Below are 23,368 nucleotides of genomic sequence, written 5' to 3' on the forward strand. Positions count from 1 at the left end.
AATCTATCCCGCTTTCCTCGGAGTTTCAAACATCTGTTCGACATGTGTCGCCAGAAGTAGAGACTTTGTCGGAGGGTCGTGGTAGAAATCGAACATGTGTTCTTTCGAACGCGTGATCGAACGCCACGAGCAGCGGAGGTACCGATGAGCAACGCAGTTCTCCATCGGCAGGCAGTGCTGAACCGGCAGGCACTCGAGCGGGGTGTCGTCCGTTCCGGCGCCGCGCGGTCGTACCGCACCGAACCGCGTCGCCGGCGCACCGACGGGGAGTTGCGCCGTCCGTCGTCCGGCGCCGTCGCGTACCGGCCCACCCACACCGGAGTCTCCCGCGCCGGCCACGAACGCGGCGCGAACGACGTCGGCTGGCGGACGGTGCTCGCCGGTGTCGTGATCACCGCCGGTGTGTTGTGCGGGCTCGCCGGGGTGGCCCAACTCGCCACCGGCGGCAGTGTGAGCAATTCGGCGGCCACGGAGGTCGTGCAGGTGCAGCAGGGCGAGAGCCTGGCCGCGGTCGCAGCGCGGATCGCACCGGGAATGCCGGTGGCGCAGGTGATCGAGCGGATCATGGAGCTCAATGCCATGTCCAATTCGGCGCTGCACCCGGGCCAGAGTCTGATCGTCCCGTCGTCCGCGACCCGGTGACGGGGGTGGCTCTGCATGACTGTTCCGCCGGACGGCCGAGTAGTCTCGGAGGCTGTCAGTCCCACCACCGCGTGTGGTCGCGTCGAGATCGTGCATCCGCTGCGTGAATCCGTTTTCGTCGGTTCGCCATCGGGGGAGGCGAACAGTTGCGGCCACGACGGCTACGACGAAGGAATCGCCATGCACTGCCCGTTCTGCCGGCACCCCGATTCACGTGTGGTCGATTCGCGCGAAGCCGACGAGGGACAGGCCATCCGCCGCCGCCGGTCGTGCCCCGAGTGTGGTCGACGGTTCACCACCGTCGAGACCGCCGTCCTGTCGGTCGTCAAACGCAGTGGGGTCACCGAACCGTTCAGCCGGGAGAAGGTGGTACGGGGTGTCCGCCGCGCCTGCCAGGGCCGGCAGGTCGACAACGACGCACTGAATCTCCTTGCCCAGCAGGTCGAGGACGCGGTCCGCGCGTCGGGTTCCGCGGAGATCCCGAGCAACGAGGTGGGCCTCGCCATCCTCGGTCCGCTTCGTGACCTCGACGAGGTCGCATATCTGCGTTTCGCGTCCGTGTACCGGTCGTTCAGCTCCGCCGAGGACTTCGCGCGCGAGATCAAAGAGCTACGCGAACACCGCGAATCCCGCGACGGCGCCTGAGCCTGCGCGTCCGCGCACTTCTTGCATTGCCCTGCGCGTCAGCGCACCTTCTGCATGGCGCCCAGTACCCGCTTCTCGGAGACCGGGACCGGTGTTCCGAGGGTTTGAGCGAACAGGCTGACGCGCAGTTCCTCGATCATCCAGTGGATCGCGTCGACCTCGGGTGAGTGCTGCCGTTCTTCCGGCAGGCCGGCGAGCATGCGCTCGTATCCGGCGTACACGCGGTCGAGGGCATCCATTCCCTTCTGGTCGCGCGGTGCGCTCCCGGGCAGGGCTTCGAGCCGTGCGACCGCGGCAGCGAGGTAGCGGGGCAGTTCGCGGAGGCGGGTGGCGCCGATGTCGGCGACGAATCCGGGAAACAGCAGCGACTGCCGTTGTTCCCGCACGTCGTCGGCGGCCTCACCGGTGGCGCGTTCCAGCACGACGGCGAGCCGGTGGTCCGCTTCGAGCACCGGCGACACCAGTCGCACGAGCACCGCCACGTTCCGGGCCATCTCCGCACGCGCTTTCACCACGAGGGCGTCGAATTCCTGCGGCGTGCGCACCGGGGTGCCGTGTGCGGCGATCAACTGGTTCGCGGCGGCGGTGCGACAGTCGTCGATCAACGCGTCGAGGCTGCCGTCGGGGTTCTGCCCGAGCGCCAGTCGCTGTGCGTTGCCCAGACCGGACGTCACCGTCTTCGCCTGGGTGGGAACGGCGGCCAGCAGCAGCCGGCGCGTTCCGTCGCGCATCGCGGTTCGCTGGGCGGCGGCGGTGCTGAGGACGCGGACGGCGACACCGTCACCCTCCGGGACCAGGGCGGGGTAGCCGGTGACCTTCTGCCCGCCGAGTTCGCGTGTGACGGTGGCCTCGAGGGAACCGAGGGTGGCGGGGGTCCACGTGAGTGCGGGCGGTCGCTCCGAGTTCGACGCCGCCTTCGCCACTTCCACCTGGACGCGGGGTGCGAGCGACTTGCGCAGCGACGCGAGGTCCTTGTTCCGGCCGAGGACGGCGCCCTTCTCGTCCACGGCGACGAACGTCATGCGCAGGTGGTCGGGGAGTGCGGTGACGTCGAAATCCTTCGGATCGATGCGGCAGGCACCGAGCCGGGACAGTTCGCGTGCCATCGCCGTGGTGAGCGGTTCGGAGCGGGGTTTCACCGCGGCCAGTGCGGCGGCCGCGAAGTCCGGTGCCGGAACCACCTGTCGGCGAAGGGTCTTCGGGAGCGTCTTGATCAGTGCGGTGACCAGTTCGACGCGCATGCCGGGGACCAGCCAGTCGAAGCCGACGGCGCGCAGCCCCGCGAGCAACGCGATCGGGATGCGGGCGCTGACGCCGTCGTCTTCGTTGCCGGGTTCGAACTGGTAGGTGAGCGGGACCTGCATGTCGCCCTGACGCCACGCGTCGGGGTATTCGCCGCCGAGTACCGCGGCCGAATCGGCGTTGACGACCGTCGACTGGGTGAACGTGAGCAGGTCCGGATTCTTGCGGCGGGCAACTTTCCACCACGAGTCGAAATGCCGGGCGGAGACCGCCTCCGGGCCGACGCGCTGGTCGTAGAAGTCGTAGAGGGTGTCGTCGTCGACGAGGATGTCGCGCCTGCGGGCGCGGTGCTCGAGTTCCTCGACGTCTTCGAGGAGCGCGCGGTTGGCGTGGAAGAACTTGTGCTGCGTCTGCCATTCGCCCTGCACCAGGGCATGACGGATGAACAGGTCTCGGGACGTCTCGGGGTCGATGGTGCTGTAGGTGACCGCACGCCGGGCGACGAGGGGGATCCCGTACAACGTCACGCGTTCGTAGGCCATGGCGGCGCCGCGTTTCGACGACCAGTGCGGTTCGGAGTAGGTGCGCTTCACGAGGTGCGGCGCCAGTTTCTCGGCCCATTCGGGTTCGATCCGGGCCGACATCCGCGCCCACAGCCGGGACGTCTCGACCAGTTCGGCGGCCATCACCCATCGCGGCGGCTTCTTGAACAGGCTCGAGCCCGGGAACACCGCGAATCGGCTTCCGCGGGCCCCGAGGAAGTCCCGTTTGTCACCCTCGCGCAACCCGATGTGCGACAGCAGACCGGCGAGGAGCGACTGGTGGATCGCCGCCTCGCCTGCCGGGGTGCCGGTGGTGTCCCAGCCGAGGCCCCGGGTGATCTGGCGGAGTTGACCGTGCAGGTCCTGCCATTCGCGGATGCGCAGCCAGTGCAGGAATTCGTTTCGGCACATCTTGCGGAACTGGTTGGACGACAACTCGTTCCGCTGCTCGCGCAGATACGTCCACAGTTCGAGGTAGGCGAGGAAGTCGGAATTCTCCACGGCGAACCGGGCGTGCTTCTCGTCGGCCGCCTGCTGGAACTCGGCGGGACGTTCGCGCACGTCCTGGATGGAGAGGGCTGCGACGATCACGAGCACCTCGGACAGGCAGCCGTTCCGGTGCGCCTCGACGAGCATCCGCGCCATGCGCGGATCGACGGGGATTTGCGCGAGTTCGCGTCCGACCGGGGTGAGGACGGGCTGCTCGTTCTGGGCTTTCCGTTCGATCGCGCCGAGTTCCTCGAGCAGGCCGATGCCGTCGCGGACGGCCCGCGGGTCCGGCGGCTGCACGAACGGGAACGCGGCGACGTCACCGAGGCCGAGCGCCGTCATCTGCAGGATGACGGACGCGAGGTTGGTGCGCAGGATTTCCGGCTCGGTGAACGCGGGCCTCGACTCGAAGTCCTCCTCGGAGTAGAGGCGGATGCAGATGCCTTCGGCGACACGGCCGCAACGACCGGACCGCTGGCGGGCGGACGCCTGCGAGATCGGTTCGATCGGCAGGCGTTGCACCTTGGTGCGCACCGAGTAGCGGGAGATGCGGGCGGTGCCCGGGTCCACGACGTACCGGATGCCGGGCACGGTGAGCGACGTTTCCGCGACGTTCGTCGACAGCACGACCCGCCGCCCGGTGTGCGGGGTGAACACCTTGTGCTGTTCCGCTGCCGACAATCGCGCGTACAGGGGGACGATCTCGGTGCCGCGCAGTCTGCGGTCGCGGAGGGCGTCGGCGGTGTCGCGGATCTCCCGTTCGCCGGAGAGGAAGACGAGGATGTCGCCGTCGCCTTCGCCGGAGAGTTCTTCGACGGCCTCGCACACCGCGTCGACGGGGTCGCGGTCGAACGTCTGCTCGCCGACTTCCACCGTGAGCGGTCGGTACCGCATCTCGACGGGGAACGTGCGCCCGGACACCTCGACGATCGGCGCGGGCACGCCGTCGGCGGCGAAGTGTTCCGCGAAGCGTTCCGGGTCGATCGTCGCCGACGTGATGATCACTTTCAGGTCGGGCCTGCGGGGGAGCAGCTGGCGCAGGTATCCGAGGATGAAGTCGATGTTGAGGCTGCGTTCGTGCGCCTCGTCGATGATGAGGGTGTCGTACCGGCGGAGCATCCGGTCGCGCTGGATCTCGGCGAGCAGGATTCCGTCGGTCATCAGCTTCACCAGCGTGCCGTCCGACACCTGGTCGGTGAAGCGCACGGTGTAGCCGACGGTCTCACCGAGTTCGCTGTGGAGTTCCTCGGCGATCCGTTCGGCGACCGTCCGCGCGGCGAGACGGCGGGGCTGGGTGTGTCCGATGAGGCCGCGGACGCCGCGGCCGAGTTCGAGGCAGATCTTCGGGATCTGCGTCGTCTTGCCGGATCCCGTCTCGCCGGCCACGATGACGACCTGATTCTCGGCGATCGCCTTCGCGATGTCGTCGCGGCGCCGGCTGACCGGCAGTGCGTCCGGGTATTCGATGGCGGGGACGCTGTCGAGTCTCCGGGTGATGCGGCCGCGTGCGGCGTCGATCTGGTCGGACAGGGAGGCGAGTGCGTCGGGGGTGCGGGCACGGTCGAGTCGCCGGCGGAGCCGGTGTTCGTCGCGCAGAGTGAGTTCGCCGAGGCTGTTGTTCAGTTCCCGCCGGCTGGGTGCTGTGGTGGACATGCTGGACCCCAGCCTAGCCAACCCGGTGGATCGCCCTGTGCCGCGCCCGCCCGTGTGCGAATATCGGCGGATGGACGCCGCCGTCGTCACGGAGCTGCGAGGTCAGAGGATCGTTCGGGTTCTGCGGGCGGCGTTCGCCGTCTACGGGCTGATCGCGCTGCTGTGGATACCCCTCCGCAACGCCGGCAGCGCCGACTTCTCGACGGCCGACTACCTCAGCTATTTCACCATCGAGAGCAACATCCTCGCCGTCGTCGTTCTCCTGATCGGCGCGGTCCGGGATCCGCAGTCGCGGCGCTGGCAGCTGTTCCGCGGTGCGACGACGCTGTACATGGTCATCACCGGAATCGTGTACGCGGTGCTGCTGGCGAATGTCGACGTCATGCTGCAGGACGCCTGGATCAACACGGCCCTGCACCGCTTGCTGCCTCTCGTTCTGCTGCTCGACTGGGTGCTCGCCCCGTCCCGGGTGCGGATCTCCGACGCCCAGAGCCTCGGCTGGCTGATCTTTCCGGCCGTGTACGGCGGCTACTCCCTGATCCGCGGCCCGATCGTCGACTGGTACCCGTATCCGTTCCTGGACCCTCGGGATCAGGGGTACCTCCAGTTGGCCGTCACCGCGGTCGTGTTGCTTCTGGCGATGGCGTTGATGGCGCTCGCCGTGAACGCGGTGGGACGCCTCGGTGCCCGCCGCCGGTATGGCGAGGACCGGTAGCGGCGAAGCCTCGCACAGCCGATTCGCAGGCCGCGCTATCCTCCACACGACAGGCGTCCACGCGATCATCCGTGACTTCGGCAACGGCTGGGAGACTATGTTCGACGAGTTCGCAGGGGAGACCTTCGACCTGCTCACCCGCGACCGCGGCAGTGTCGTCGCCGCCGACGACGGGGTCCCACTCGCGGTGCGCGAGGTTGGTCCGGCGTTCGCCCCGCTGACCGTGGTGTTCGTCCACGGCTTCTGCAACCGCATGACCGGCTGGCACTTCCAGCGGGTTCAGCTCGAGGAGACGTGGGGCTCGACGATCCGCATGGTGTTCTTCGACCTGCGCGGCCACGGCAGCTCCGGGGTGCCGCGCCGGGACACGTGCACGATCCCGCATCTCGCGCAGGACGTCGACGCGGTCATCCGAGCGCTGGTGCCGGAGGGACCGATCGTGCTGGTCGGCCACTCGATGGGCGGTATGGCCGTACTCTCGTATGTCGGCCGGAATCCCGATCTGATCGGTTCCCGCATCGTCGGGGTGGGCCTGATCGCCACCGCGGCGGAGAAGCTCGGTGACGTGGGGCTCGCGCGCACCCTCAACACACCCGTCGTCGCCGGATTCAGCACCGCGGCCCGTCACCTGCCCCGGGTGGTCCAGAGCGGTCGCGGCGCGAGCAAGCGGGTGCTGGCGCCGATCCTGAGGTCGGCGTCGTTCGGTGACCGCAGCATCAGCCCGGCGATCATGTGGCACTCCGAGCAGATGATCAACGACACGTCCCTCAAGACGCTCGTCGACTTCCTGCCGTCGTTCAAGAATCACGACGAGACGGCCGCGGTGCCGTTGCTCGCGCCGATCGAGACGCTCGTGGTGTGCGGCGACCGCGACCTGCTGACCCCGTTCCGGTATTCGAAGGCCATCGCCGGGCATCTGCCGGACGTGGAACTGGTGAAGGTGCCCGGTGCAGGGCACATGGTGCAGCTGGAGCGCGCGCAGCTGGTCACGGACGCGATCGATCGTCTCCTGATCCGTTCCGTCGAAACCCTGCCCACACCGAGCGCCTGGAGCGAGTGGGTGCGGGTGGCCACGGACTACGTGGACCACGTGCGGCACTGGGTCGCCCACGGCGGGCCCGCCGCCTGGTGGCGCGGGCTACGCGGTCGTCCCGTCGTCGGTCCCACGTTCCGGTAACGCGCAGAATTCGTTGCCCTCGGGGTCGGCGAGGACCGTCCCGCGAACGTGGGGCGTCGACCAGCTGGAACACCGGCGATGCGGATCGCGGTGCGTCCGTAAATGGCAAACTCGCGACAACACGTGCCACTCGGGACACAATGAGGACACGCGACCACCGGCCTCAGGAGGCGGGATCTATGGCATCTGCGGATGCGTCAGACGAGCAGGAAACCCTCCCACCAGGTGTTCTCCGGCGCGCGATCGCGGCGTCGGCGATGGGCAACGCCACCGAATGGTTCGACTACGGTGTGTACGCGTTCACGGTGTCGTACATCTCGGCCGCGTTCTTCCCCGGCGACACCGGTTCGGCCACCCTCTACGCACTGCTCGTGTTCGCGGTGTCCTTCGTCGTGCGACCGCTCGGCGGCCTGGTGTGGGGTCCGCTGGGTGACCGGCTCGGACGCCGCCAGGTGCTGGCGCTGACGATCATCCTGATGGCGGGTGCGACGTTCTGCGTCGGCCTCGTGCCGAGCTACGACGCCATCGGGTTCTGGGCGCCCCTGCTGCTGGTGCTGCTGCGCATGATCCAGGGCTTCTCGACGGGCGGCGAATACGGCGGCGCGGCAACGTTCATGGCCGAGTACTCGCCGGACCGCAAGCGCGGATTCTGTGGAAGTTTTCTCGAGTTCGGTACCCTCGGCGGGTACGCGCTCGGCGCGATCGTGGTCCTGGTGGTGGAGCTGTTCTCCAGTGATCCGTTCATGTCCACCTGGGGCTGGCGTATCCCGTTCCTCATCGCCGGGCCGATGGGCCTGATCGGCCTCTACCTGCGGACCAAGCTCGAGGAGACACCCGTCTTCCGGGAACTGGACGCGGAAGGCGCGGTGGAGTCGGGGACGACCCACGAGTTCAAGGACCTGATCACCGAGTACTGGAAGCCGCTGCTGCTGCTCGGCGGACTCGTGATCGCGTTGAACGTCACCAACTACACGCTGCTCAGTTACATGCCGACGTACCTCGAGACACAGATCGGGCTGACGTCCACCGCGTCGCTGACCCTGTTCATCGTCGGGCAGATCGTGATGATGGCGGTCATCCCGTTCGCGGGCGCGCTGTCGGACCGGGTGGGCCGGAAGCCGTTGTGGTACGGCTCGCTGGTGGGACTGATCGTGCTCGCCGTCCCCATGTACCTGCTGATGCGTCAGGGTTTCGGATGGGCGATCGTCGCCTTCGCGGTGCTCGGGTTGCTGTACGTCCTGCAGTTGTCCACGATTTCGGCGACGTTCCCGGCGATGTTCCCGACCCACGTGCGGTTCGCGGGTTTCGCCATCGCGTACAACGTGTCGACGTCGTTGTTCGGCGGCACAGCCCCCGCGGTCAACGAACTGCTCATCGAATGGACCGGCAACACCCTCATGCCGGCGTTCTACATGATGGCGGCGTGTGCGGTCGGACTCGTCGCGCTGTACTTCGTGGCGGAGACCGCGGGCGCGTCCATCCGCGGTCGCGGGATCCCGGGCATCGACACGGAGGCTCACCCCACCGCCCTGGCGCACAAGTGATGCGCCACGATCCTTCCGGGCGCGCCGTGGCATAGTCGGCTCGGGCGGGGTTTCACGAAGGGATCAGCATGGCGTCGGCACTGTGGCACGGATTCGCGGACATGGGTGCGGTGGAACAGAAGGGCGCCTTCGTGGTGTCCCGCGGCGAGGGCGCGTACATCTGGGACGATCGCGGCAACCGGTACCTCGATGCGACGGCGGGTCTGTGGTTCACCAACGTGGGGCACGGCCGCGCGGAGATCGCGGACGCCGTCGCGGAACAGTTGCGGACCGTGGCCCATTTCTCGAATTTCGGTGACTTCGTTCCCGAGACGACCGCGGCCCTGGCCGACCGGCTCGCGACCATCGCGCCCGTGCCGGGCAGCAAGATCTTCTTCACCTCGGGTGGTTCGGACTCCGTGGACACGGCGGCCAAGCTGGCCCGCCGCTACTGGCACGAAATGGGCAAGCCGTCCAAGACGATTGTGGTCGGCCGCCAGAAGGCCTATCACGGGATGCACGTGGCGGGCACTGCGCTGGCGGGAATCCCCGCCAATCGCGAGGGCTACGGCGAGTTGATGCCCGACAGCGCCACTGTCGCGTGGAACGACGCCAAGGGCCTGCTCGAGCTGATCGAGAAGGTCGGCGCCGACACGATCGCCGCGTTCTTCTGCGAACCCGTCATCGGCGCGGGCGGCGTGTATCTGCCGCCGGAGGGCTACCTCGCGGAGGTCCGCGACATCTGCCGCGAGCACGACATCCTGTTCGTGGTCGACGAGGTGGTCACGGGATTCGGCCGCATCGGCGGCGAGTGGTTCGCGTCGACGCGATTCGATCTGCAGCCCGACATGATGACGACCGCGAAGGGTCTCACCTCCGGGTACGTCCCGATGGGTGCGGTGTTCATCGCCCCGCGGGTGGCCGAGCCGTTCTTCGCCGGCGGCGTGTGGTGGCGGCACGGCTACACCTACGGCGGGCACGCGGGTGCCGCGGCGGCCGCACTGGCCAACCTCGACATCATCGAGCGCGAGAACCTGCTGGCGGAGTCGAAGCGGCTCGAGTCCTCGTTGCACGAGCACCTCGCGCCCCTCGCCGACCACCCGCGGGTCGAGGAAGTGCGCAGCGGTCTCGGCGCGGTCGCTGCCGTGCAGTTGGCCGATCCGGCGGAGGCGCTCCCGTTCGTGAACACGTTGCGCGAGTTCGCAATCTCGGGCCGCGCCGCCGGGCAGGGCGCGATGCAGGTCTCGCCGTCGTTCGTGATGACGGACGATCAGGTCGCTCAGCTCGCGGACGGGTTCCGCCGGGCGCTGGGCTGATCCGAGCCGGCGCCCCGCCTGCGGAGGCGGTGCAGGGCGCCGGTGACCCGGTCCCGCCACGTCGGCGCCGACAGCGCAATCTCCTGCTGCCCGTCGTGCGCGGCGTACGCGCGGGTGTAGCGCTCGTGCAGGCGGGCCCGCACCTCGTCGGGCGTGTACGCCTTGCGTTGCCGATCCGCGCGGACCGCGACGACCCCGGTCGCGGCGACACCCACCACACCGGCGAGTCCGAGAAGTTTCCACCATTGCCTGCCACGGGGTCGCATCCTTCTAGGCTAGGGCCCATGGACGCGCCACGGCACACGGACGCACGACGACACGGTTCCACCATCGACCTCGACACCGCGGTCGAGGTCACCCGCACCGGCGATATCTGGATCTTCCGCGGAGAATCCCCGGCCGACAGGGCGATCCAGACGCTGACGAACAGTCCGGTCAACCACGTGGGCATGTCGGTGGTGCTCGAGGACCTTCCACCGCTGATGTGGCACGCCGAGCTGGGGCATTCGTTGCAGGACATGTGGACGGGCCGCTTCCAGCGTGGTGTGCAACTCCACGACCTGCGCGCCGCCGTCCAGGTGTGGGGTGCGCGGTACGGGCAGCGGGGATGGCTGCGTCAGCTCGCCGAACCGGCGACGCCGCAGCAGGAGGACGCGTTGCTGCGGGCGATCGCGCGGCTCGACGGCACGCCGTTCCCGTCCACCGCGAAACTCGCGTCGCGGTGGTTCGGTGGGCGCTTGCCCGGGTTGCGCCGTCGGCAGGAGCAGTCGGCCGGTCTCGAAAGCGCCTATTGCGCCGAGGTGGTCGCGCAGACGTACGAGGAGATGAGTCTGATCAGCGGTCGCAGGCGCACCAACTGGTACGACCCCGGCAAATTCTGGAGCGGCGACCGGCTTCCCCTCGCGCCCGGTGTGACGCTGGGCCGGGAGATCGAGGTGAGCCTGAGCGAGGCCGACCTCGCCGCGGGCCGGGGCAGGCGACCGTCGTCAGAGGGTGCGTGACTTCTCGGGGTGGACCCGTCCGCCGACCTCGATCCAGCCGGCGGGGTCGTACGTGGTCCGCAGTTCGGATCCTTTGCCCTGGGTGATCAGGAGGGCGTGCCGCAGGTGCGCGGTGATCCGGACGGCAGCGGCTCCGGTGGCCTCGTCCTCGGTGATGCCCATGTCGGGGGCGAACATTCGCGACCGGATCGAATGCTCGACCTTGTCGGTCCACGCCCACAGGTAGTGGTGCCCGGCACCGAACTTCTTCGGGTCGGCGGCCTGAACCTCGCGCACGCTGCCCATGGGGTACAGCGAGAACTCCGGCGCCCATTCGGGCCGGGCCCGGACCCAGGTGATCGCGCCGGAACGCCGGGTGGCGACGGGGCCCGCGGGGATGTCGAGCGTCGTGACGGCGGCGCCGCGCTCGTGCAACCACCAGGACAGCCCGACGGTGGGATGTCCGGCGAAGGGCAGTTCGGTGGTCGGGGTGAAGATCTGGGCGCGCGCGTGCTCGTCGTCGGGCCCGGGAATGTCGACGAAGATCGTCTCGCTGTACCCGAGTTTGGTGGCGACGGACTGCCGATCCTCCGGCGGGACGGCCGAGGAGTCGACGATGCCGAGCGGATTGCCGTGGCGTCCTTTGTCGTCGGTGAACACCCGGACGACGTCTACGTGGATGGGCATTGACGCACCCTATCGCTCCCGGTGTTCCTGCATTGTGTAGGAACCCGTCCAACAGGCCGAGGTGATGGACAGCATTAGGCTGATAGGCATGGCCGATCAGAGTTATCAACCCACACTGTCGCAGCTGCGTGCGTTCGTGGCAGTCGCGGAGTACCGCCACTTCGGCACGGCGGCAGCACGATTGAGTGTGAGCCAACCCACACTGTCGCAGTCGCTGGCGGCATTGGAGAACGGTCTCGGTGTGCAGCTCATCGAGCGCAGCACCCGGCGCGTCCTCGTCACCGCGGCGGGGGAGCGGCTCCTCGGTCAGGCAAAGGTCATCCTCGAGGCCGCGGACGGTTTCGTCGCGACGGCCGCGGGTGTCGGCGACCGGTTGGCCGGCCCCCTGCGGATCGGACTCATTCCCACCGTCGCCCCCTACGTGCTGCCTGCCCTGTTGCCGGCGCTGCGCGAGGAGATGCCCGCACTGGAGCCGCAGGTCATCGAGGACCAGACGGCGCGACTTCTCGAGGCGCTGCGTGTGGGCTCACTCGACGTCGCGGTGCTGGCCCTGCCGAGCGGTGTCGGCGGTCTCGTCGACATCCCCTTGTACACAGAAGATTTCGTGATGGTCGTCCCGAAGGGGCACCCGCTGGCCGGTCGCACCGACATCTCCCCGCCGATGCTGGACGAGCTTCCCCTCCTGCTGCTCGACGAGGGACACTGCCTGCGCGACCAGACCCTCGACCTGTGCCGCTCGGTGGACGCGCATCCGGTGGCGGGCGACACCCGCGCCACGTCGCTGTCGACGGTGGTGCAGTGCGTCGCCGGCGGACTCGGCGTGACTCTGGTGCCGGAATCCGCCGTCCAGGTGGAAACCGGACGGGGGCCGCTCGCGACCGCCCGCTTCGCCGCCCCCGCGCCCGGTCGCACGATCGGCCTCGTGTTCCGGTCGTCCAGTGCCCGCGCGGACGACTACGGACAACTCGCGCGCCTGTTCACGAAGACGGCACCGGTGGGCACCCCCGCTTGACGGGCGCGGAGTGTCAGGACCGCCGCCGCGGTTTGCCCTTCTTGCCACCTTTGGGCTTGCCGCCCTTGGCTCCGGATCCGGGCCGCGGCGTCTTCGCCCCCGCGGCCGGTTTCTGGCGTGCGGACGAGGACGCGGCGGGACGCTTCTTCTTCGGCTCGGCCGCCGTCGGGGTGCGGCCCCGGGAACTGTTGACGGTGCGACCCCGCACGATGCCGATGAACTCCTCCACCAGTTCGGTGGTCTCGTCCTCGGGCCACGCCAGCGCGATCCGCGACTCCGGGCCGTCCGACACCGTCCGGTAGACGAGGTCCTTGCGGTGGTGGAGCCGGGCGAGCGACTGCGGGACGACGAGCAGCCCGACCCCCGCGACGACCAGTTCGATCGCGTCGGCCGTCGTGGCCGGACGGTCCGCGGCGGGCAGTCCCGGCACGCGCTCCCACACGAGGACGTCGTCGAGGGGGTGCTGGATGATCTCGTCCGCCAGATCCGCGATCGACACCTCGTCCACCGCCGCCACGACGTGATCCTTCGGTGCCACGACCACCGGGATCTCGGTGTACAGGGGGATGGCGCTGAGACCGGTCCGGTCGATCGGCAACCGCACCAGGCCCACGTCCGCCCTCCGGCCCCGCAGCTGATCGGGTGCGTCCGCGGCGGACACCGGGACGAGCGTGAGGGGGACGTCGGGCAGCCGTTCGGCCCAGATCCGCACCCACTTGGTGGGGGTCACGCCCGGGACATACGCGAGCCGGAAGGGAGAGGATGCATCCGCGTCTGTCACTCCGTCAGGCTACCGGGCGTGGTCAACGGCACCGCACACGCTCGTTACTCTTGACACCATGACGTCGCACAAGAGCCCTCAGACTATGAAGCCCGCCACCGCGGCGAAGAAGCTGGGTGTGTACCTCGAGGCCACCCCCGCGGAGTTCCAGGAGGGTGTCGTCTCCCGCGACGAGCTCGGCGCACTGCAGAGCGATCCGCCGGAATGGCTGCTCGAGCTGCGCCGCAACGGCCCGCACCCGCGTCCCGTGGTCGCGGCGAAGCTGGGGGTGTCCATCGCGGGTCTCGCGCGCGGCGGCATCACCGAGGCGCTCACCACCGAGCAGATCGACGCCCTCATGGCGGATCGCCCCGAGTGGCTGCAGCAGGAGCGCGCCACCCAGGCCGAGGTCCGCAAGGAGACCGTCCGCATCAAGGAGAAGAACGCGGCACGGCGTGATCAGCCCCGCCGGCCGCGTTCCTGACCGCTATCCCTCGACGATGCTGAGCTCGTCGAAGATCACTTCACCGGCCGCGTCGGACTCGGGGAGGTCCACGACCGCCGTCAACGCCCACCCGTGATCACCCTGCGGGTCCTCGAGAACCTGCCGGACCCGCCACAGCTCGGGCGCGGTCTCCACCTGGAACAGCTGGGGGCCGCGCGCCGAGGGTCCGGTGCCGAGCGAGTCGTACTCGTCGAAGTACGGCTGAAGCTGGTCCTCCCACTCCTCGGCGTCGATGCCGTCGTCCAGCCCCTCCAATTCGGCCCACCGCCGCCGCGACGCGAGGTCGATGCGCCGGAACATGGCGTTGCGCACCATCACCCGGAATGCCCGAGTGTTCGCCGAGATCGGGCGCGGCACGTCGGCGCCGAACGCGACCTGCTGGTCGTCGCCCTCGGCCCCGGGGTCGGTGAGTGATTCCCATTCGTCGAGCAGGCTCGAGTCGACCTGACGGATCAGCTCACCCAGCCACTCGATGAGGTCGTCGAGTTCCTCCGTCCGGGCCTCGGTCGGAACGGTCTGGCGCAGTGCGCGATACGCGTCCGCGAGATACCGCAGGACGAGCCCTTCCGAACGGGCCAGACCGTAGTGGCTGACCATTTCGGCGAACGTCATGGCCCGCTCGACCATGTCCCGCACGACGGACTTGGGCGACAGCGCGAACTCCGTGATCCACGGATGCCCACCCCGGTACATCTCGAACGCCGGGAACAACAGGTCCGCGAGAGGCTTGGGCCAGGTGACCTCCTCGAGCAACTCCATGCGTTCCTCGTATTCGATCCCGTCGGCCTTCATCTGCGAGACCGCCTCACCGCGCGCGAAGTGCTGCTGCGCCATGAGCACCTGCCGCGGGTCGTCGAGGGTCGACTCGATCACCGACACCACATCCAGTGCATAGGAATCGGATTCGACGTCGAGGAGTTCGAGGGCGGCCAGCGCGAACGGCGACAGCGGCTGGTTGAGGGCGAAGTCCCGCTGGAGTTCCATCGTGAGCCGGGCCATGCGGCCGTCGGCGTCGGGTTCGTCGAGTCGCTGCACCACGCCGGCGTCGATCAGCCCCCTGTACAGCGACAGCGCCTTGAGGATGTGCTTGCGCTGGGCCGGCCGCGGCTCGTGGTTGTCCTCGAGGAGGTGCCGCATGGACTCGAAGCAGTTCCCCGGGCGTGCGATGACGTTGAGCAGCATGGAGTTCGACACGGAGAACCGGGAGACGAGCGGTTCCGGCGACGCGGCGACGAGGCGATCGAACGTGGCCTCGCCCCACGACACGAACCCGTCCGGCGCCTTCTTGCGCTGCACCTTCCGGCGTTTCTTGGGGTCGTCGCCCGCCTTGGCCAGCGCCCGCAGATTCTCGACCTCGTGCTCGGGGGCCTGCACCACCACGGTGCCCAGCGTGTCGTAGCCGGCGCGTCCCGCACGTCCCGCGATCTGGTGGAACTCGCGGGCCCGCAGGTGTCGCGTGCGGGTGCCGTCGAACTTGGTCAGCCCGGTCAGCAGCACGGTGCGGATGGGGACGTTGATCCCCACACCGAGCGTGTCGGTGCCGCAGATGACCTTCAGCAGACCGTCCTGCGCCAGTTTCTCGATGAGGCGCCGGTACTTCGGCAGCATGCCCGCGTGGTGGACGCCGATGCCGTGCCGGACGAGACGTGAGAGCGTCTTGCCGAATCCGGTGGTGAACCGGAAACCGCCGAGGGCGTCGGCGATGGCGTCCTTCTCCTCGCGCGAACAGAAGTTGACGCTCGTCAGGGCCTGCGCGCGTTCCAGGGCGGCGGCCTGGGTGAAGTGGACGACGTACACCGGGGCCTGATTGGTGGTCACCAGTTCCTCGATCGTCTCGCTCACGGGTGTCGTCGCGTACGAGAACATCAGCGGAACGGGACGCTCGGTGCCCGCCACGACGGTGGTGGGCCGCCCGGTCCGGCGGGTGAGGTCGGACGAGAAGAAGTCGACCTCCCCGAGGGTGGCCGACATGAGCAGGAACTGGGCGTGGGGGAGTTCGACGAGGGGGACCTGCCACGCCCAGCCGCGGTCGGGTTCGGAGTAGAAGTGGAACTCGTCCATCACGACCTGGCCGATGTCGGAGTCGGGGCCCTCGCGCAGCGCGAGGTTCGCGACGATCTCGGCGGTCGCGCAGATGATCGGTGCCCGGGAGTTGACGGCGGCGTCGCCGGTCATCATGCCGACGTTCTCGGCGCCGAACACCTCGCACAGGGCGAAGAACTTCTCGCTGACAAGGGCTTTGATCGGGGCCGTGTAGAACGTGCGCTTGCCGGTGGCCATGGCGTAGAAGTGGGCGCCGACCGCCACCATCGACTTACCGGATCCGGTGGGCGTCGCCAGGATCACATTGGCCCCGGACACCAGCTCCATGACGGATTCTTCCTGGGCGGGATAGAGCGTCAGTCCTCGTTCTTCGGTCCAGGAGGTGAAGGCGTCGAAAACGGAATCGGAATCCGCGTTCTCGGGGAGCAGGTCGGAGAGAAGCACTGCTACAGGCTAGCCGGACGGCCGTGCGCCGCTGCCGGGCCTATGTCGCGCTGCGTTCGTCCGATCCCATCGCGTCGAGAACCGCCATGCGGGTGGACGCGCTGCCGGTGATGGTGCTCTCACCGACGCCGGTGACGAGCATCTGCCGCCACTTCGCCTCGTCGAACTGCAGGGGATGGGTTCCGGACAGGAACTTCTCGATGGTGCGCAGGAACCGCATCGGGTCGTCGCGGAATGGGAAATGTCCTGCGCCGCGGAAGATCTCGAGGTGGGAGCCGGGCATCGCCGCGTGCGCGAGGTGGGCGTGGCTCACCGGAATGACGGCGTCCTGATCACCCCAGATGAGCTGCACCGGGAGGTTCTCGGTCAGATAACATCGGTCGAGCATCGTGACGACCTGCCCGCGCCAGTCGACGACCGCGCGGAGGGTGCGCAGGTACGCCTCGTACGCGGTAGGGTCGTACAACTCGGCGAGTACCCGCACCAGGTCGGGAGTGTCGTGGAGCATCGCACCGGGGCGCAGGCGTGTGCCGTTCAGCTGACTCAGCACGTTTCCCACCAGCCGCACGGTGGGCATCGCGCCGGGAATGCGCAGCAGCTTCAGGGCCTCGTTGACCACCGGGACGGACGCGAGCCGGAGCAGCGGGTGGACGTCCTTGGTGACGCCGCCTGCCGACACCAGCACGAGACGGTCGACCATCTGCGGGAACTGGTAGGAGAACTGCATGGCGACACCGCCGCCGAGCGAATGACCGACGACGGTGACCTTGTCGATGCCCAGGGTGGACAGCAGGTCGCGCATGCCGTTGGCGTACGCCGCGACCGAGTAGTCGGCCCGCGGCTTGTCGGAGCGTCCGTGACCCAGCAGGTCGGGGGCGATGACGGTGTAGTTCTTGGCGAGGTGCGGGATGATCTCGGTCCACGTGGACGAGTTGTCGCCGATGCCGTGGATCAGCAGCAGTGCGGGACCCTCGCCTGCCATGCGGAACGCGCGACGGTAGCCGTGGATCGTGCGGAACATCATGCGGGTTTCGGCGTTCGGAACAGGCCTGAGCTTACGAATGCGGTTGTCGCTCATGTCGCCTCCTGAACTAGGTGCATTTCCCGAATGTTGACAGCTCAATCATCCGCTTGGTCTCGACGCTATTGCACCGGTCCCGGCCGAACAACTGGACCGTGCGGTCGCACAGTGCCGGGAGGGCGACCGCACAAACCGCTACCCGGTCAGGCCCCGCCCTGTGATCCCCCCTCCTCCTCGGAGTTGCCGCTCTCACCGTCCTGCATCGCCTGCTCGGCCAGGAAACGCTCGAATTCCGCACCGAGTTCGTCGCCACTCGGCAGGTCTTCCTCGCTGGCCAGGAGCGTGGATTGCTGTTCTTGAGCCGTTACGTAGGCATCGTACTGGCGTTCCAGGGCGTGGACGACGGTTTGTACCTCGTCGTTACCTGCGATGTGCTCGTCGACCTGTTCGCGGACGCGGGCGGCGGCCTCGCCGAGCGCGGCCAGCGGCAGATCCAGGTCGGTGACGTCACTCACATTCTCGAGGAGGGTTTCCGCCGCCCCCGGGTAGTCCGTCTGGGCCAGGTAGTGGGGAACGTGAACCGAGAACCCCACCGACTCGTGCCCGTGCTGCGCCATCCGCAACTCGATCAGCGAGGACGCGCTGCCCGGCACCTGCAATTCACCCGACCAGCGCTGGTGGTCCTTGATCAGGTCCTTGTTGGTGGAATGCGCGGTCACACCGAGCGGACGGGTGTGCGGAATGGCCATCGGGATGGCGTTGATGCCCACGGTCCGGCGCACACCGAGCTGCTCGGCCAGCAGGCGCACCGCCGTGGTGAACCGCTCCCAGCGCAGATCGGGCTCCATGCCGGCCAACAGCAGGAACGGGGTACCCGCCGTGTCCTTCAGTGCATACAGGTTCAGCTCGGGCTGGTCGTAGTCCGAGAAGTGATCGGCCTTGAACGTCATCGTGGGCCGACGGGAGCGGTAGTCCACGAGCTCGTCGACCGCGAAGGAGGCGACGAGCTCGCTCTCGAGACTCTCACGGAGATGCGTCGTGGCGAGTTTGACGGCGTGGCCTGCGTCGGAGAAGCCCTCGAGTCCATGGATCAGCACGGGTCCCTGCCCGTCCGCGGAGGACAGCTGCGGTGCCGGGAACTCCAGCTCGTACATCTTCGACTGTTCGTCCATTACAGACCTCTTCTCCTTCGTGCCTGGCCTCCAGTGTCCCCTATCGTCTCCGGCATCGATACGTCGGACTTTGCTCTCGGAGGCCCTGCTCTGGGGGAACACGCCACGCGCGACCGATAATTCCCGCCGGACGGCCTCCGGTGTTCGCCCACAGCGAGATCCCGCGCACGGTCTGTGGCAATGTGAGGAACGGCACGATCCGAGACGGACGACCTGGAGGTGCGCGATGTCGACACGGGCACGAGCGATACGGGTACGGGCGACACGGCGATCTGAGGTCGGGTCGTGAGCGTGCGCATCGACCGGGTGGTCACCTCCGGCACCTTCAGCCTCGACGGCGGCACCTGGGACGTCGACAACAACGTGTGGATCGTCGGTGACGACGCCGAAGTCGCGGTGATCGACGCAGCTCACACCACCGCGCCGATCGTCGAGGCCGTCGGTGGCAGGCGCGTCCGGGCGATCGTCTGCACACACGGTCACAACGACCACGTCACCGTGGCCCCCGAACTGTCCGCGGCTCTGGACGCCCCGATCTTCCTCCATCCGGCCGACGACGTGTTGTGGCAGCAGACGCACCCCGGCGTCGCCTACACGCCGATCGAGGACGGGCAGGAGATCGCGGTGGCCGGGACCGACGTCCGCGTACTCCACACGCCGGGGCATTCCCCCGGCTCCTGCTGCCTGTATCTGCCGGAGGCCGGGGAGTTGTTCAGCGGCGACACCCTGTTCTCGGGCGGTCCGGGAGCCACCGGGCGTTCCTACTCGGACTTCCCTACGATCATCGGATCCATTCGCGATCGCCTGTTCGCGCTGCCGGCGTCGACGACGGTCCGCACCGGGCACGGCGACGGCACCACCATCGGCACCGAAGCCCCGCATCTGGAGGAATGGATCGCTCGCGGCAGCTGAGCCGCAGCCTCCCCGCCGTCGGCGCGTCGGCGTGGCAGAGTGGCGGAAAGGGCACATCCGACACGGGAGGACGACGGTGACATCTCGGCGCACAGCGGTACGGACAGCCGTCGTCCCGGTGGTCGCGTTGGCCGCGGCGGCGATTCTCGCCGGGTGTACCTCGACCGTCTCCGGTGAACCGCAGCCGAGCACCACCATCGCGGCGGGTTCGCCGTCCGGAAAGGGACTGTCGACGCTCCTGGTCGATCCGGCCGACTTCCCAGCCCCGTACGAGGCGATCGTGCTGCCCGCCCAGGCCGTGTCGATGGCGGCGCCCGACCTGACGGGGGTTCCGCAGGGTGCGGTGGTCGACCCCGCGGACTGCGCGCCTCCTGCTCAGGACTACGGACCGACCGGCACGGTCATGGCGGTCGGTACCGACAATGCGAGTCGTTCGACGATCTCGGTCGAGCTCACCAGGACCGATACACCCCTCGACGACCTGGCGGAACAAACGAAGACGTGCCGTGAGGTCACCGTGACGGACAGCGGGGCCGAGTCCACCGTCACCACCGAGATCACTCCGGCCCCTCCCATCCGGGCGGACGACACCCTCGCGCTCCGGCGGACCGTCAGATCCGGCACCGGGAGCGAACAGGTCACCCAGTCGATGGTGACGCTGATCGCGCAGGTGGGCGACGTGCGGGTGTCCGCGACCTTCATGTCGTTCGGCGACGCGAAGGCCGATACCGACGCGCTCGACGACGTGTTCACCGCCGCGGTGCAGAAGGTCCAGAACAGCTGAGCGGGCCCTAGCACAGGGCTCCGACGACTTCTCGGCCGAACGGCGCCTCCGCCCGGCGCGGCGGACGGGTTGTCCACAACCCGTCGCCCATCCACAGCCCTCTGTGTTTCCCCAGTTCGCCCGCCGACCCCCGCGACGTCGACCCGACAGAGTCTGGGGCATGACGACACCCGCATTCCCCCACGGTTCCGGCTTCTCCGACGATCCCGGCGGGGAACTGCCCCCGCAGCAGCACACGGTCACGCTGTCCGCTCCGGACGACCTCCTCGCCTCGATTCCCGCACTGCTCGGATTCCGGCCGGCCCGGTCGATCGTGGCGGTGTGCCTGACCGGGAAGCGCAACTCGTCGGTCGGCGCCGTCATGAGACACGACCTGGTCCTCGGAGGTGCCGCAGGGCCGACCCCGACGATGTGCGCGGCGCTCGGCCAGTTCGCCACCGTGTGTGAGCGCGACCGCGCCGGCGGGGTGATCCTGGTTCTCGTCGACGACCGCTTCACCAGCCCGGCCGCGCTCTGCCTCGACGAAATGTCCGCGATCGTCGAAGAATTCGAGGAGCTCCTCGAATTCACGCCGACCGGCCTTCTCGACGTCTTCGTCACGGCCGAGATCGCCTCGGGTGGTGCATGGTTCAGCTTCTTCGGCGGCAATTGCGGCATCCAGTCCGATCCGGCGGCGTCCCGCGTCGCGCTCGCACGGGTCCTCGAGGGCAAGCCCATCCGCGCCTCGCGCGAGGAGATGGAGGCCACGATCGAGGTGGGGCCGGTGCTCGAACGGATGCAGATTGCCGCCCTCATCGAACGTGGCCGCCCATCGTCACTTCTGCGAAGGGAGCTGGCCGAGCGGTCGTCCATGCCGGACCGCTGCCACCGGCTCGAGCTCGAACTGGTGCTGACACACGTGGCGCGGGTGTCGTCCGGTGAGAGGCTCCTCGCGCCGGAGTACGCGGAACTCGCGCTCGCACTGGACAATGTGACAGTCCGGGACAGCGTGCTCGCGCTCGCCGTCGGCCCGTACGCGGACGATGCCGAGCAACTCTGGATTCTCCTGGCCCGCAACCTCCCCGACCCGGAACGCGCGAACCCGGCGGCGCTGCTCGGCTACAGCGCCTACCTGCGGGGAGACGGACCGTTCGCGGGCATCGCGTTGGCCGCCGCCCTGGACTCGGAGCCGGGGCACAGGCTGGCCACCCTGCTGGACGGTGCACTGCACAGCGGAATGCGGCCGGGCGAGGTGCGGGGACTGGCCGACGTCGGTTACGAACGCGCGAGCGCGGTCGGTGTCGTGCTGCCCCCGCCCCTCGCCGGCTGAGCCGGTGTCAGCGACGTGCCGCGTGCGACCGGTCGCCCAGCTCCTGCAGGTAGGCCCAGGAATCGGCAACGATCTCGTCGAGATCCGTGTGTTCCGGCCGCCACCCGAGTTCCGCGATCGCACGATCACTCGACGCGACGAGCACGGCGGGATCACCGGCCCGGCGCGGTGCGTCCTCGACTGCAATGGGAAGCCCGGTGACCCGCGCGCACGCCGAGATGACTTCGCGCACACTGAAACCCGCGCCGCTACCGAGATTGTAGATGCGGTGCCTGCCCTCGATCGACGACTCCAGTGCCAGCACGTGCGCCTCGGCGAGGTCGAGAACATGGATGTAGTCGCGGATCGCCGTTCCGTCCGGAGTCGGCCAGTCGGTTCCGAAGATCGAGATCTTTTCCCGCTGGCCGAGCGCCACCTGGAGCACGAGAGGAATCAAATGCGTTTCGACGACGCGGTTCTCGCCGGCCGACTTGTAGGCTCCCGCGACGTTGAAATACCGCAGGCTGGTCGCCGCGAGCGAATGCGCCACCGAGTACGAGGTGATGGCATGGTCGATCGCGAGTTTCGTCGCCCCGTACGGATTGGTGGGACGCGTCGGATCGGCCTCCGTGATCGGCGAGTGCTCGGGCTCGCCGTACGTCGCGGCCGTCGACGAGAACACGAGTTTCTGCGTCCCCGAATGCCGCATGGCCTCCAGGAGTTCGAGCGTGGTGACGACGTTGCCGCGCCAGTACTTCTCCGGGCGCTCGACGGATTCGCCGACGAGCGACTGCGCCGCGAAGTGCAGGACCCCGTCGAACCGGGGAGTGCCGGTCGTGCCGAGCACGTCCGCCGCCACCTCCGCGACGTCGCCCTCGATGAACTCGGCACCGAGCGGCACCGCGTCGGCATTACCCGTCGACAGGTCGTCGATGACGACGACCTCGTGCCCTCGTTCGAGCAGGACCGTGCTGCAGACGCTGCCGACATAGCCGGCGCCGCCGGTGACCAGAAGTTTCATCGACTATCCCTGAACCTGCTTCACCTGGACGGCGTGCGCCATCTCCTCGGACAGATCGAACCCGGTGTGGCCGGGCACCGTGATCGTGACCGACCCGGGCTTCGTCTCGACGGTGACACGCGCGTCCGGGACGACGCCCGCCTCACGCAACTGCCCGATGACGTCCGGATCCGACTGCACGTGCTCGGCGAGACGGCGGACGACGACCGCGGTCGGCTTGCCGGGCGGCACGTCCGTGAGGCGGATGAGCGTCTCCGGGGGGTCGACCGGGCGATCGAGTCCGAGCAGCGCAAGTCCCGGAATCGGGTTTCCGTACGGCGAGGTGGTGGGGTTGTTGAGCACCTCCACCAGGCGCCGCTCCACTTCCTCGCTCATGACGTGCTCCCACCGGCACGCCTCCGCGTGAACCTCTTCCCACCGGAGACCGATGACGTCCACGAGGAGTCGTTCGGCCAGGCGGTGCTTCCGCATCACGGACACCGCGAGTTCGCGGCCCTTCTCCGTCAGTTCCAGGTGGCGGTCACCGGCGACCAGGAGAAGGCCGTCCCGTTCCATCCGGGCAACGGTCTGGCTGACCGTCGGGCCGCTCTGCTCGAGTCGTTCGGCAATACGTGCTCGAAGTGGGACGACGCCCTCTTCTTCCAAGTCATAGATCGTCCGGAGGTACATCTCCGTGGTGTCGACCAGATCCTTCACACTCACACCCCTTCGTCTCGGTTGATTCTACCGGTGATTGCCCGGCACCGGCGCCGTCCGTCCCCGCCGCGCGTCGGTGACGGTCCGGCGGGGTCTGCT

21 protein-coding genes are annotated in these 23,368 nt (G+C 68.4%); 12 read left to right on the plus strand and 9 right to left on the minus strand.

Features of this window, described 5'->3' with window-relative positions:
• Positions 1–144: 144 nt before the first annotated feature.
• A complete protein-coding gene (locus I1A62_RS43905) occupies positions 145–642 on the plus strand; it encodes a LysM peptidoglycan-binding domain-containing protein (protein ID WP_219458169.1) in 498 nt (165 codons plus the stop codon).
• 180 nt (positions 643–822) lie between these two features.
• A complete protein-coding gene (nrdR, locus tag I1A62_RS43910; protein ID WP_124393031.1) occupies positions 823–1,287 on the plus strand; it encodes a transcriptional regulator NrdR in 465 nt (154 codons plus the stop codon).
• Positions 1,288–1,325: 38 nt separating this feature from the next.
• On the opposite strand, the gene hrpA is transcribed toward nrdR, so the two are convergent.
• Positions 1,326–5,213, minus strand: a complete 3,888-nt coding sequence (gene hrpA / locus I1A62_RS43915; protein WP_219458170.1) for an ATP-dependent RNA helicase HrpA — start codon at positions 5,211–5,213, stop codon at positions 1,326–1,328.
• Positions 5,214–5,283: 70 nt separating this feature from the next.
• Between hrpA and I1A62_RS43920 the strand changes: the two genes are divergently transcribed.
• The 4 genes from I1A62_RS43920 to I1A62_RS43935 all read left to right on the plus strand — a co-directional run bounded on the left by I1A62_RS43920 (position 5,284) and on the right by I1A62_RS43935 (position 9,944).
• Complete coding sequence (locus I1A62_RS43920) at positions 5,284–5,928, plus strand: Pr6Pr family membrane protein (RefSeq protein WP_124392914.1); 645 nt, start codon at positions 5,284–5,286, stop codon at positions 5,926–5,928.
• Between the two features lie 97 nt (positions 5,929–6,025).
• Positions 6,026–7,105, plus strand: coding sequence for an alpha/beta fold hydrolase (locus I1A62_RS43925; protein ID WP_219458171.1), 1,080 nt, complete (start codon positions 6,026–6,028; stop codon positions 7,103–7,105).
• Between the two features lie 179 nt (positions 7,106–7,284).
• Positions 7,285–8,649: an MFS transporter gene (locus tag I1A62_RS43930; protein WP_219458172.1), complete on the plus strand. Its 1,365-nt coding sequence runs from the start codon at positions 7,285–7,287 to the stop codon at positions 8,647–8,649.
• Between the two features lie 68 nt (positions 8,650–8,717).
• Complete coding sequence (locus tag I1A62_RS43935) at positions 8,718–9,944, plus strand: aspartate aminotransferase family protein (protein ID WP_219458173.1); 1,227 nt, start codon at positions 8,718–8,720, stop codon at positions 9,942–9,944.
• On the opposite strand, the gene I1A62_RS43940 is transcribed toward I1A62_RS43935, so the two are convergent.
• Positions 9,908–10,210 carry a hypothetical protein gene (locus tag I1A62_RS43940; protein ID WP_124392918.1) on the minus strand — a complete coding sequence of 101 codons (303 nt, stop codon included), beginning with the start codon at positions 10,208–10,210 and terminating at the stop codon, positions 9,908–9,910. The two genes, I1A62_RS43935 and I1A62_RS43940, sit on opposite strands and share 37 nt — an antisense overlap.
• A gap of 18 nt (positions 10,211–10,228) precedes the next feature.
• On the opposite strand from I1A62_RS43940, the gene I1A62_RS43945 reads away from it, so the two are divergent.
• Positions 10,229–10,945 carry a hypothetical protein gene (locus I1A62_RS43945; RefSeq protein ID WP_124392919.1) on the plus strand — a complete coding sequence of 239 codons (717 nt, stop codon included), beginning with the start codon at positions 10,229–10,231 and terminating at the stop codon, positions 10,943–10,945.
• Here the strand turns inward: I1A62_RS43945 and I1A62_RS43950 are convergent.
• On the minus strand, positions 10,931–11,611 hold the full coding sequence (locus I1A62_RS43950; protein ID WP_124392920.1) for a PhzF family phenazine biosynthesis protein: 681 nt from the start codon (positions 11,609–11,611) through the stop codon (positions 10,931–10,933). The genes I1A62_RS43945 and I1A62_RS43950 overlap by 15 nt on opposite strands.
• An 88-nt stretch (positions 11,612–11,699) precedes the next feature.
• Here I1A62_RS43950 and I1A62_RS43955 point away from each other — a divergent pair, with 88 nt between their 5' ends.
• Entirely contained in the window at positions 11,700–12,623 is a 924-nt protein-coding gene (locus I1A62_RS43955) for a hydrogen peroxide-inducible genes activator (RefSeq protein WP_124392921.1), read from the plus strand.
• Between the two features lie 13 nt (positions 12,624–12,636).
• On the opposite strand, the gene I1A62_RS43960 is transcribed toward I1A62_RS43955, so the two are convergent.
• Positions 12,637–13,404 carry a LysR substrate-binding domain-containing protein gene (locus tag I1A62_RS43960; protein ID WP_124392922.1) on the minus strand — a complete coding sequence of 256 codons (768 nt, stop codon included), beginning with the start codon at positions 13,402–13,404 and terminating at the stop codon, positions 12,637–12,639.
• 58 nt (positions 13,405–13,462) lie between these two features.
• On the opposite strand from I1A62_RS43960, the gene I1A62_RS43965 reads away from it, so the two are divergent.
• On the plus strand, positions 13,463–13,867 hold the full coding sequence (locus I1A62_RS43965; RefSeq protein ID WP_072942367.1) for a DUF5997 family protein: 405 nt from the start codon (positions 13,463–13,465) through the stop codon (positions 13,865–13,867).
• A 3-nt stretch (positions 13,868–13,870) separates the two neighbouring features.
• Here the strand turns inward: I1A62_RS43965 and I1A62_RS43970 are convergent, their stop codons facing one another.
• The 3 genes from I1A62_RS43970 to I1A62_RS43980 form a co-directional block, all read right to left on the minus strand.
• Positions 13,871–16,375, minus strand: coding sequence for an RNA helicase (locus I1A62_RS43970; RefSeq protein ID WP_072942366.1), 2,505 nt, complete (start codon positions 16,373–16,375; stop codon positions 13,871–13,873).
• 40 nt (positions 16,376–16,415) lie between these two features.
• Entirely contained in the window at positions 16,416–17,453 is a 1,038-nt protein-coding gene (locus tag I1A62_RS43975; RefSeq protein WP_015890471.1) for an alpha/beta fold hydrolase, read from the minus strand.
• A 146-nt stretch (positions 17,454–17,599) separates the two neighbouring features.
• The gene (locus tag I1A62_RS43980) at positions 17,600–18,568 is read right to left on the minus strand and encodes a proteasome assembly chaperone family protein (protein ID WP_095860679.1); all 969 of its coding nucleotides are present in this window, start codon (positions 18,566–18,568) and stop codon (positions 17,600–17,602) included.
• Positions 18,569–18,853: 285 nt separating this feature from the next.
• On the opposite strand from I1A62_RS43980, the gene I1A62_RS43985 reads away from it, so the two are divergent.
• From I1A62_RS43985 to I1A62_RS43995, 3 genes are all read left to right on the plus strand, one after another.
• Positions 18,854–19,480 (plus strand): MBL fold metallo-hydrolase, encoded by a 627-nt coding sequence (locus I1A62_RS43985; protein ID WP_219458174.1) that lies wholly within the window; start codon positions 18,854–18,856, stop codon positions 19,478–19,480.
• Positions 19,481–19,598: 118 nt separating this feature from the next.
• Complete coding sequence (locus I1A62_RS43990) at positions 19,599–20,264, plus strand: DUF5642 family protein (protein ID WP_219461744.1); 666 nt, start codon at positions 19,599–19,601, stop codon at positions 20,262–20,264.
• Between the two features lie 160 nt (positions 20,265–20,424).
• Entirely contained in the window at positions 20,425–21,573 is a 1,149-nt protein-coding gene (locus I1A62_RS43995) for a DUF4192 domain-containing protein (protein WP_219458175.1), read from the plus strand.
• Between the two features lie 7 nt (positions 21,574–21,580).
• Here I1A62_RS43995 and galE read toward each other — a convergent pair whose 3' ends face one another.
• Positions 21,581–22,573, minus strand: a complete 993-nt coding sequence (gene galE, locus I1A62_RS44000) for a UDP-glucose 4-epimerase GalE (protein WP_219458176.1) — start codon at positions 22,571–22,573, stop codon at positions 21,581–21,583.
• A gap of 3 nt (positions 22,574–22,576) precedes the next feature.
• A complete protein-coding gene (locus I1A62_RS44005) occupies positions 22,577–23,269 on the minus strand; it encodes a metal-dependent transcriptional regulator (protein WP_124393033.1) in 693 nt (230 codons plus the stop codon).
• Positions 23,270–23,368 lie beyond the last annotated feature (99 nt).

It is taken from the genome of Rhodococcus sp. USK10 (genome assembly GCF_019378875.1).
Taxonomy (GTDB): Bacteria; Actinomycetota; Actinomycetes; order Mycobacteriales; family Mycobacteriaceae; genus Rhodococcus_F; species Rhodococcus_F pseudokoreensis.

What these genes read in the sequence shown, in the direction of transcription:
- I1A62_RS43965 (WP_072942367.1), top strand. Translation starts at nt 13,463, where the DNA reads ATGACGTCGCACAAGAGCCCTCAGACTATGAAGCCCGCCACCGCGGCG.
- I1A62_RS43940 (WP_124392918.1), bottom strand. Translation starts at nt 10,210, where the DNA reads ATGCGACCCCGTGGCAGGCAATGGTGGAAACTTCTCGGACTCGCCGGT.
- hrpA (WP_219458170.1), bottom strand. Translation starts at nt 5,213, where the DNA reads ATGTCCACCACAGCACCCAGCCGGCGGGAACTGAACAACAGCCTCGGC.
- I1A62_RS43920 (WP_124392914.1), top strand. Translation starts at nt 5,284, where the DNA reads ATGGACGCCGCCGTCGTCACGGAGCTGCGAGGTCAGAGGATCGTTCGG.
- I1A62_RS43930 (WP_219458172.1), top strand. Translation starts at nt 7,285, where the DNA reads ATGGCATCTGCGGATGCGTCAGACGAGCAGGAAACCCTCCCACCAGGT.
- I1A62_RS43955 (WP_124392921.1), top strand. Translation starts at nt 11,700, where the DNA reads ATGGCCGATCAGAGTTATCAACCCACACTGTCGCAGCTGCGTGCGTTC.
- I1A62_RS43975 (WP_015890471.1), bottom strand. Translation starts at nt 17,453, where the DNA reads ATGAGCGACAACCGCATTCGTAAGCTCAGGCCTGTTCCGAACGCCGAA.
- I1A62_RS43950 (WP_124392920.1), bottom strand. Translation starts at nt 11,611, where the DNA reads ATGCCCATCCACGTAGACGTCGTCCGGGTGTTCACCGACGACAAAGGA.
- galE (WP_219458176.1), bottom strand. Translation starts at nt 22,573, where the DNA reads ATGAAACTTCTGGTCACCGGCGGCGCCGGCTATGTCGGCAGCGTCTGC.
- I1A62_RS43980 (WP_095860679.1), bottom strand. Translation starts at nt 18,568, where the DNA reads ATGGACGAACAGTCGAAGATGTACGAGCTGGAGTTCCCGGCACCGCAG.
- nrdR (WP_124393031.1), top strand. Translation starts at nt 823, where the DNA reads ATGCACTGCCCGTTCTGCCGGCACCCCGATTCACGTGTGGTCGATTCG.
- I1A62_RS43945 (WP_124392919.1), top strand. Translation starts at nt 10,229, where the DNA reads ATGGACGCGCCACGGCACACGGACGCACGACGACACGGTTCCACCATC.
- I1A62_RS43995 (WP_219458175.1), top strand. Translation starts at nt 20,425, where the DNA reads ATGACGACACCCGCATTCCCCCACGGTTCCGGCTTCTCCGACGATCCC.
- I1A62_RS43925 (WP_219458171.1), top strand. Translation starts at nt 6,026, where the DNA reads ATGTTCGACGAGTTCGCAGGGGAGACCTTCGACCTGCTCACCCGCGAC.
- I1A62_RS43935 (WP_219458173.1), top strand. Translation starts at nt 8,718, where the DNA reads ATGGCGTCGGCACTGTGGCACGGATTCGCGGACATGGGTGCGGTGGAA.
- I1A62_RS43905 (WP_219458169.1), top strand. Translation starts at nt 145, where the DNA reads ATGAGCAACGCAGTTCTCCATCGGCAGGCAGTGCTGAACCGGCAGGCA.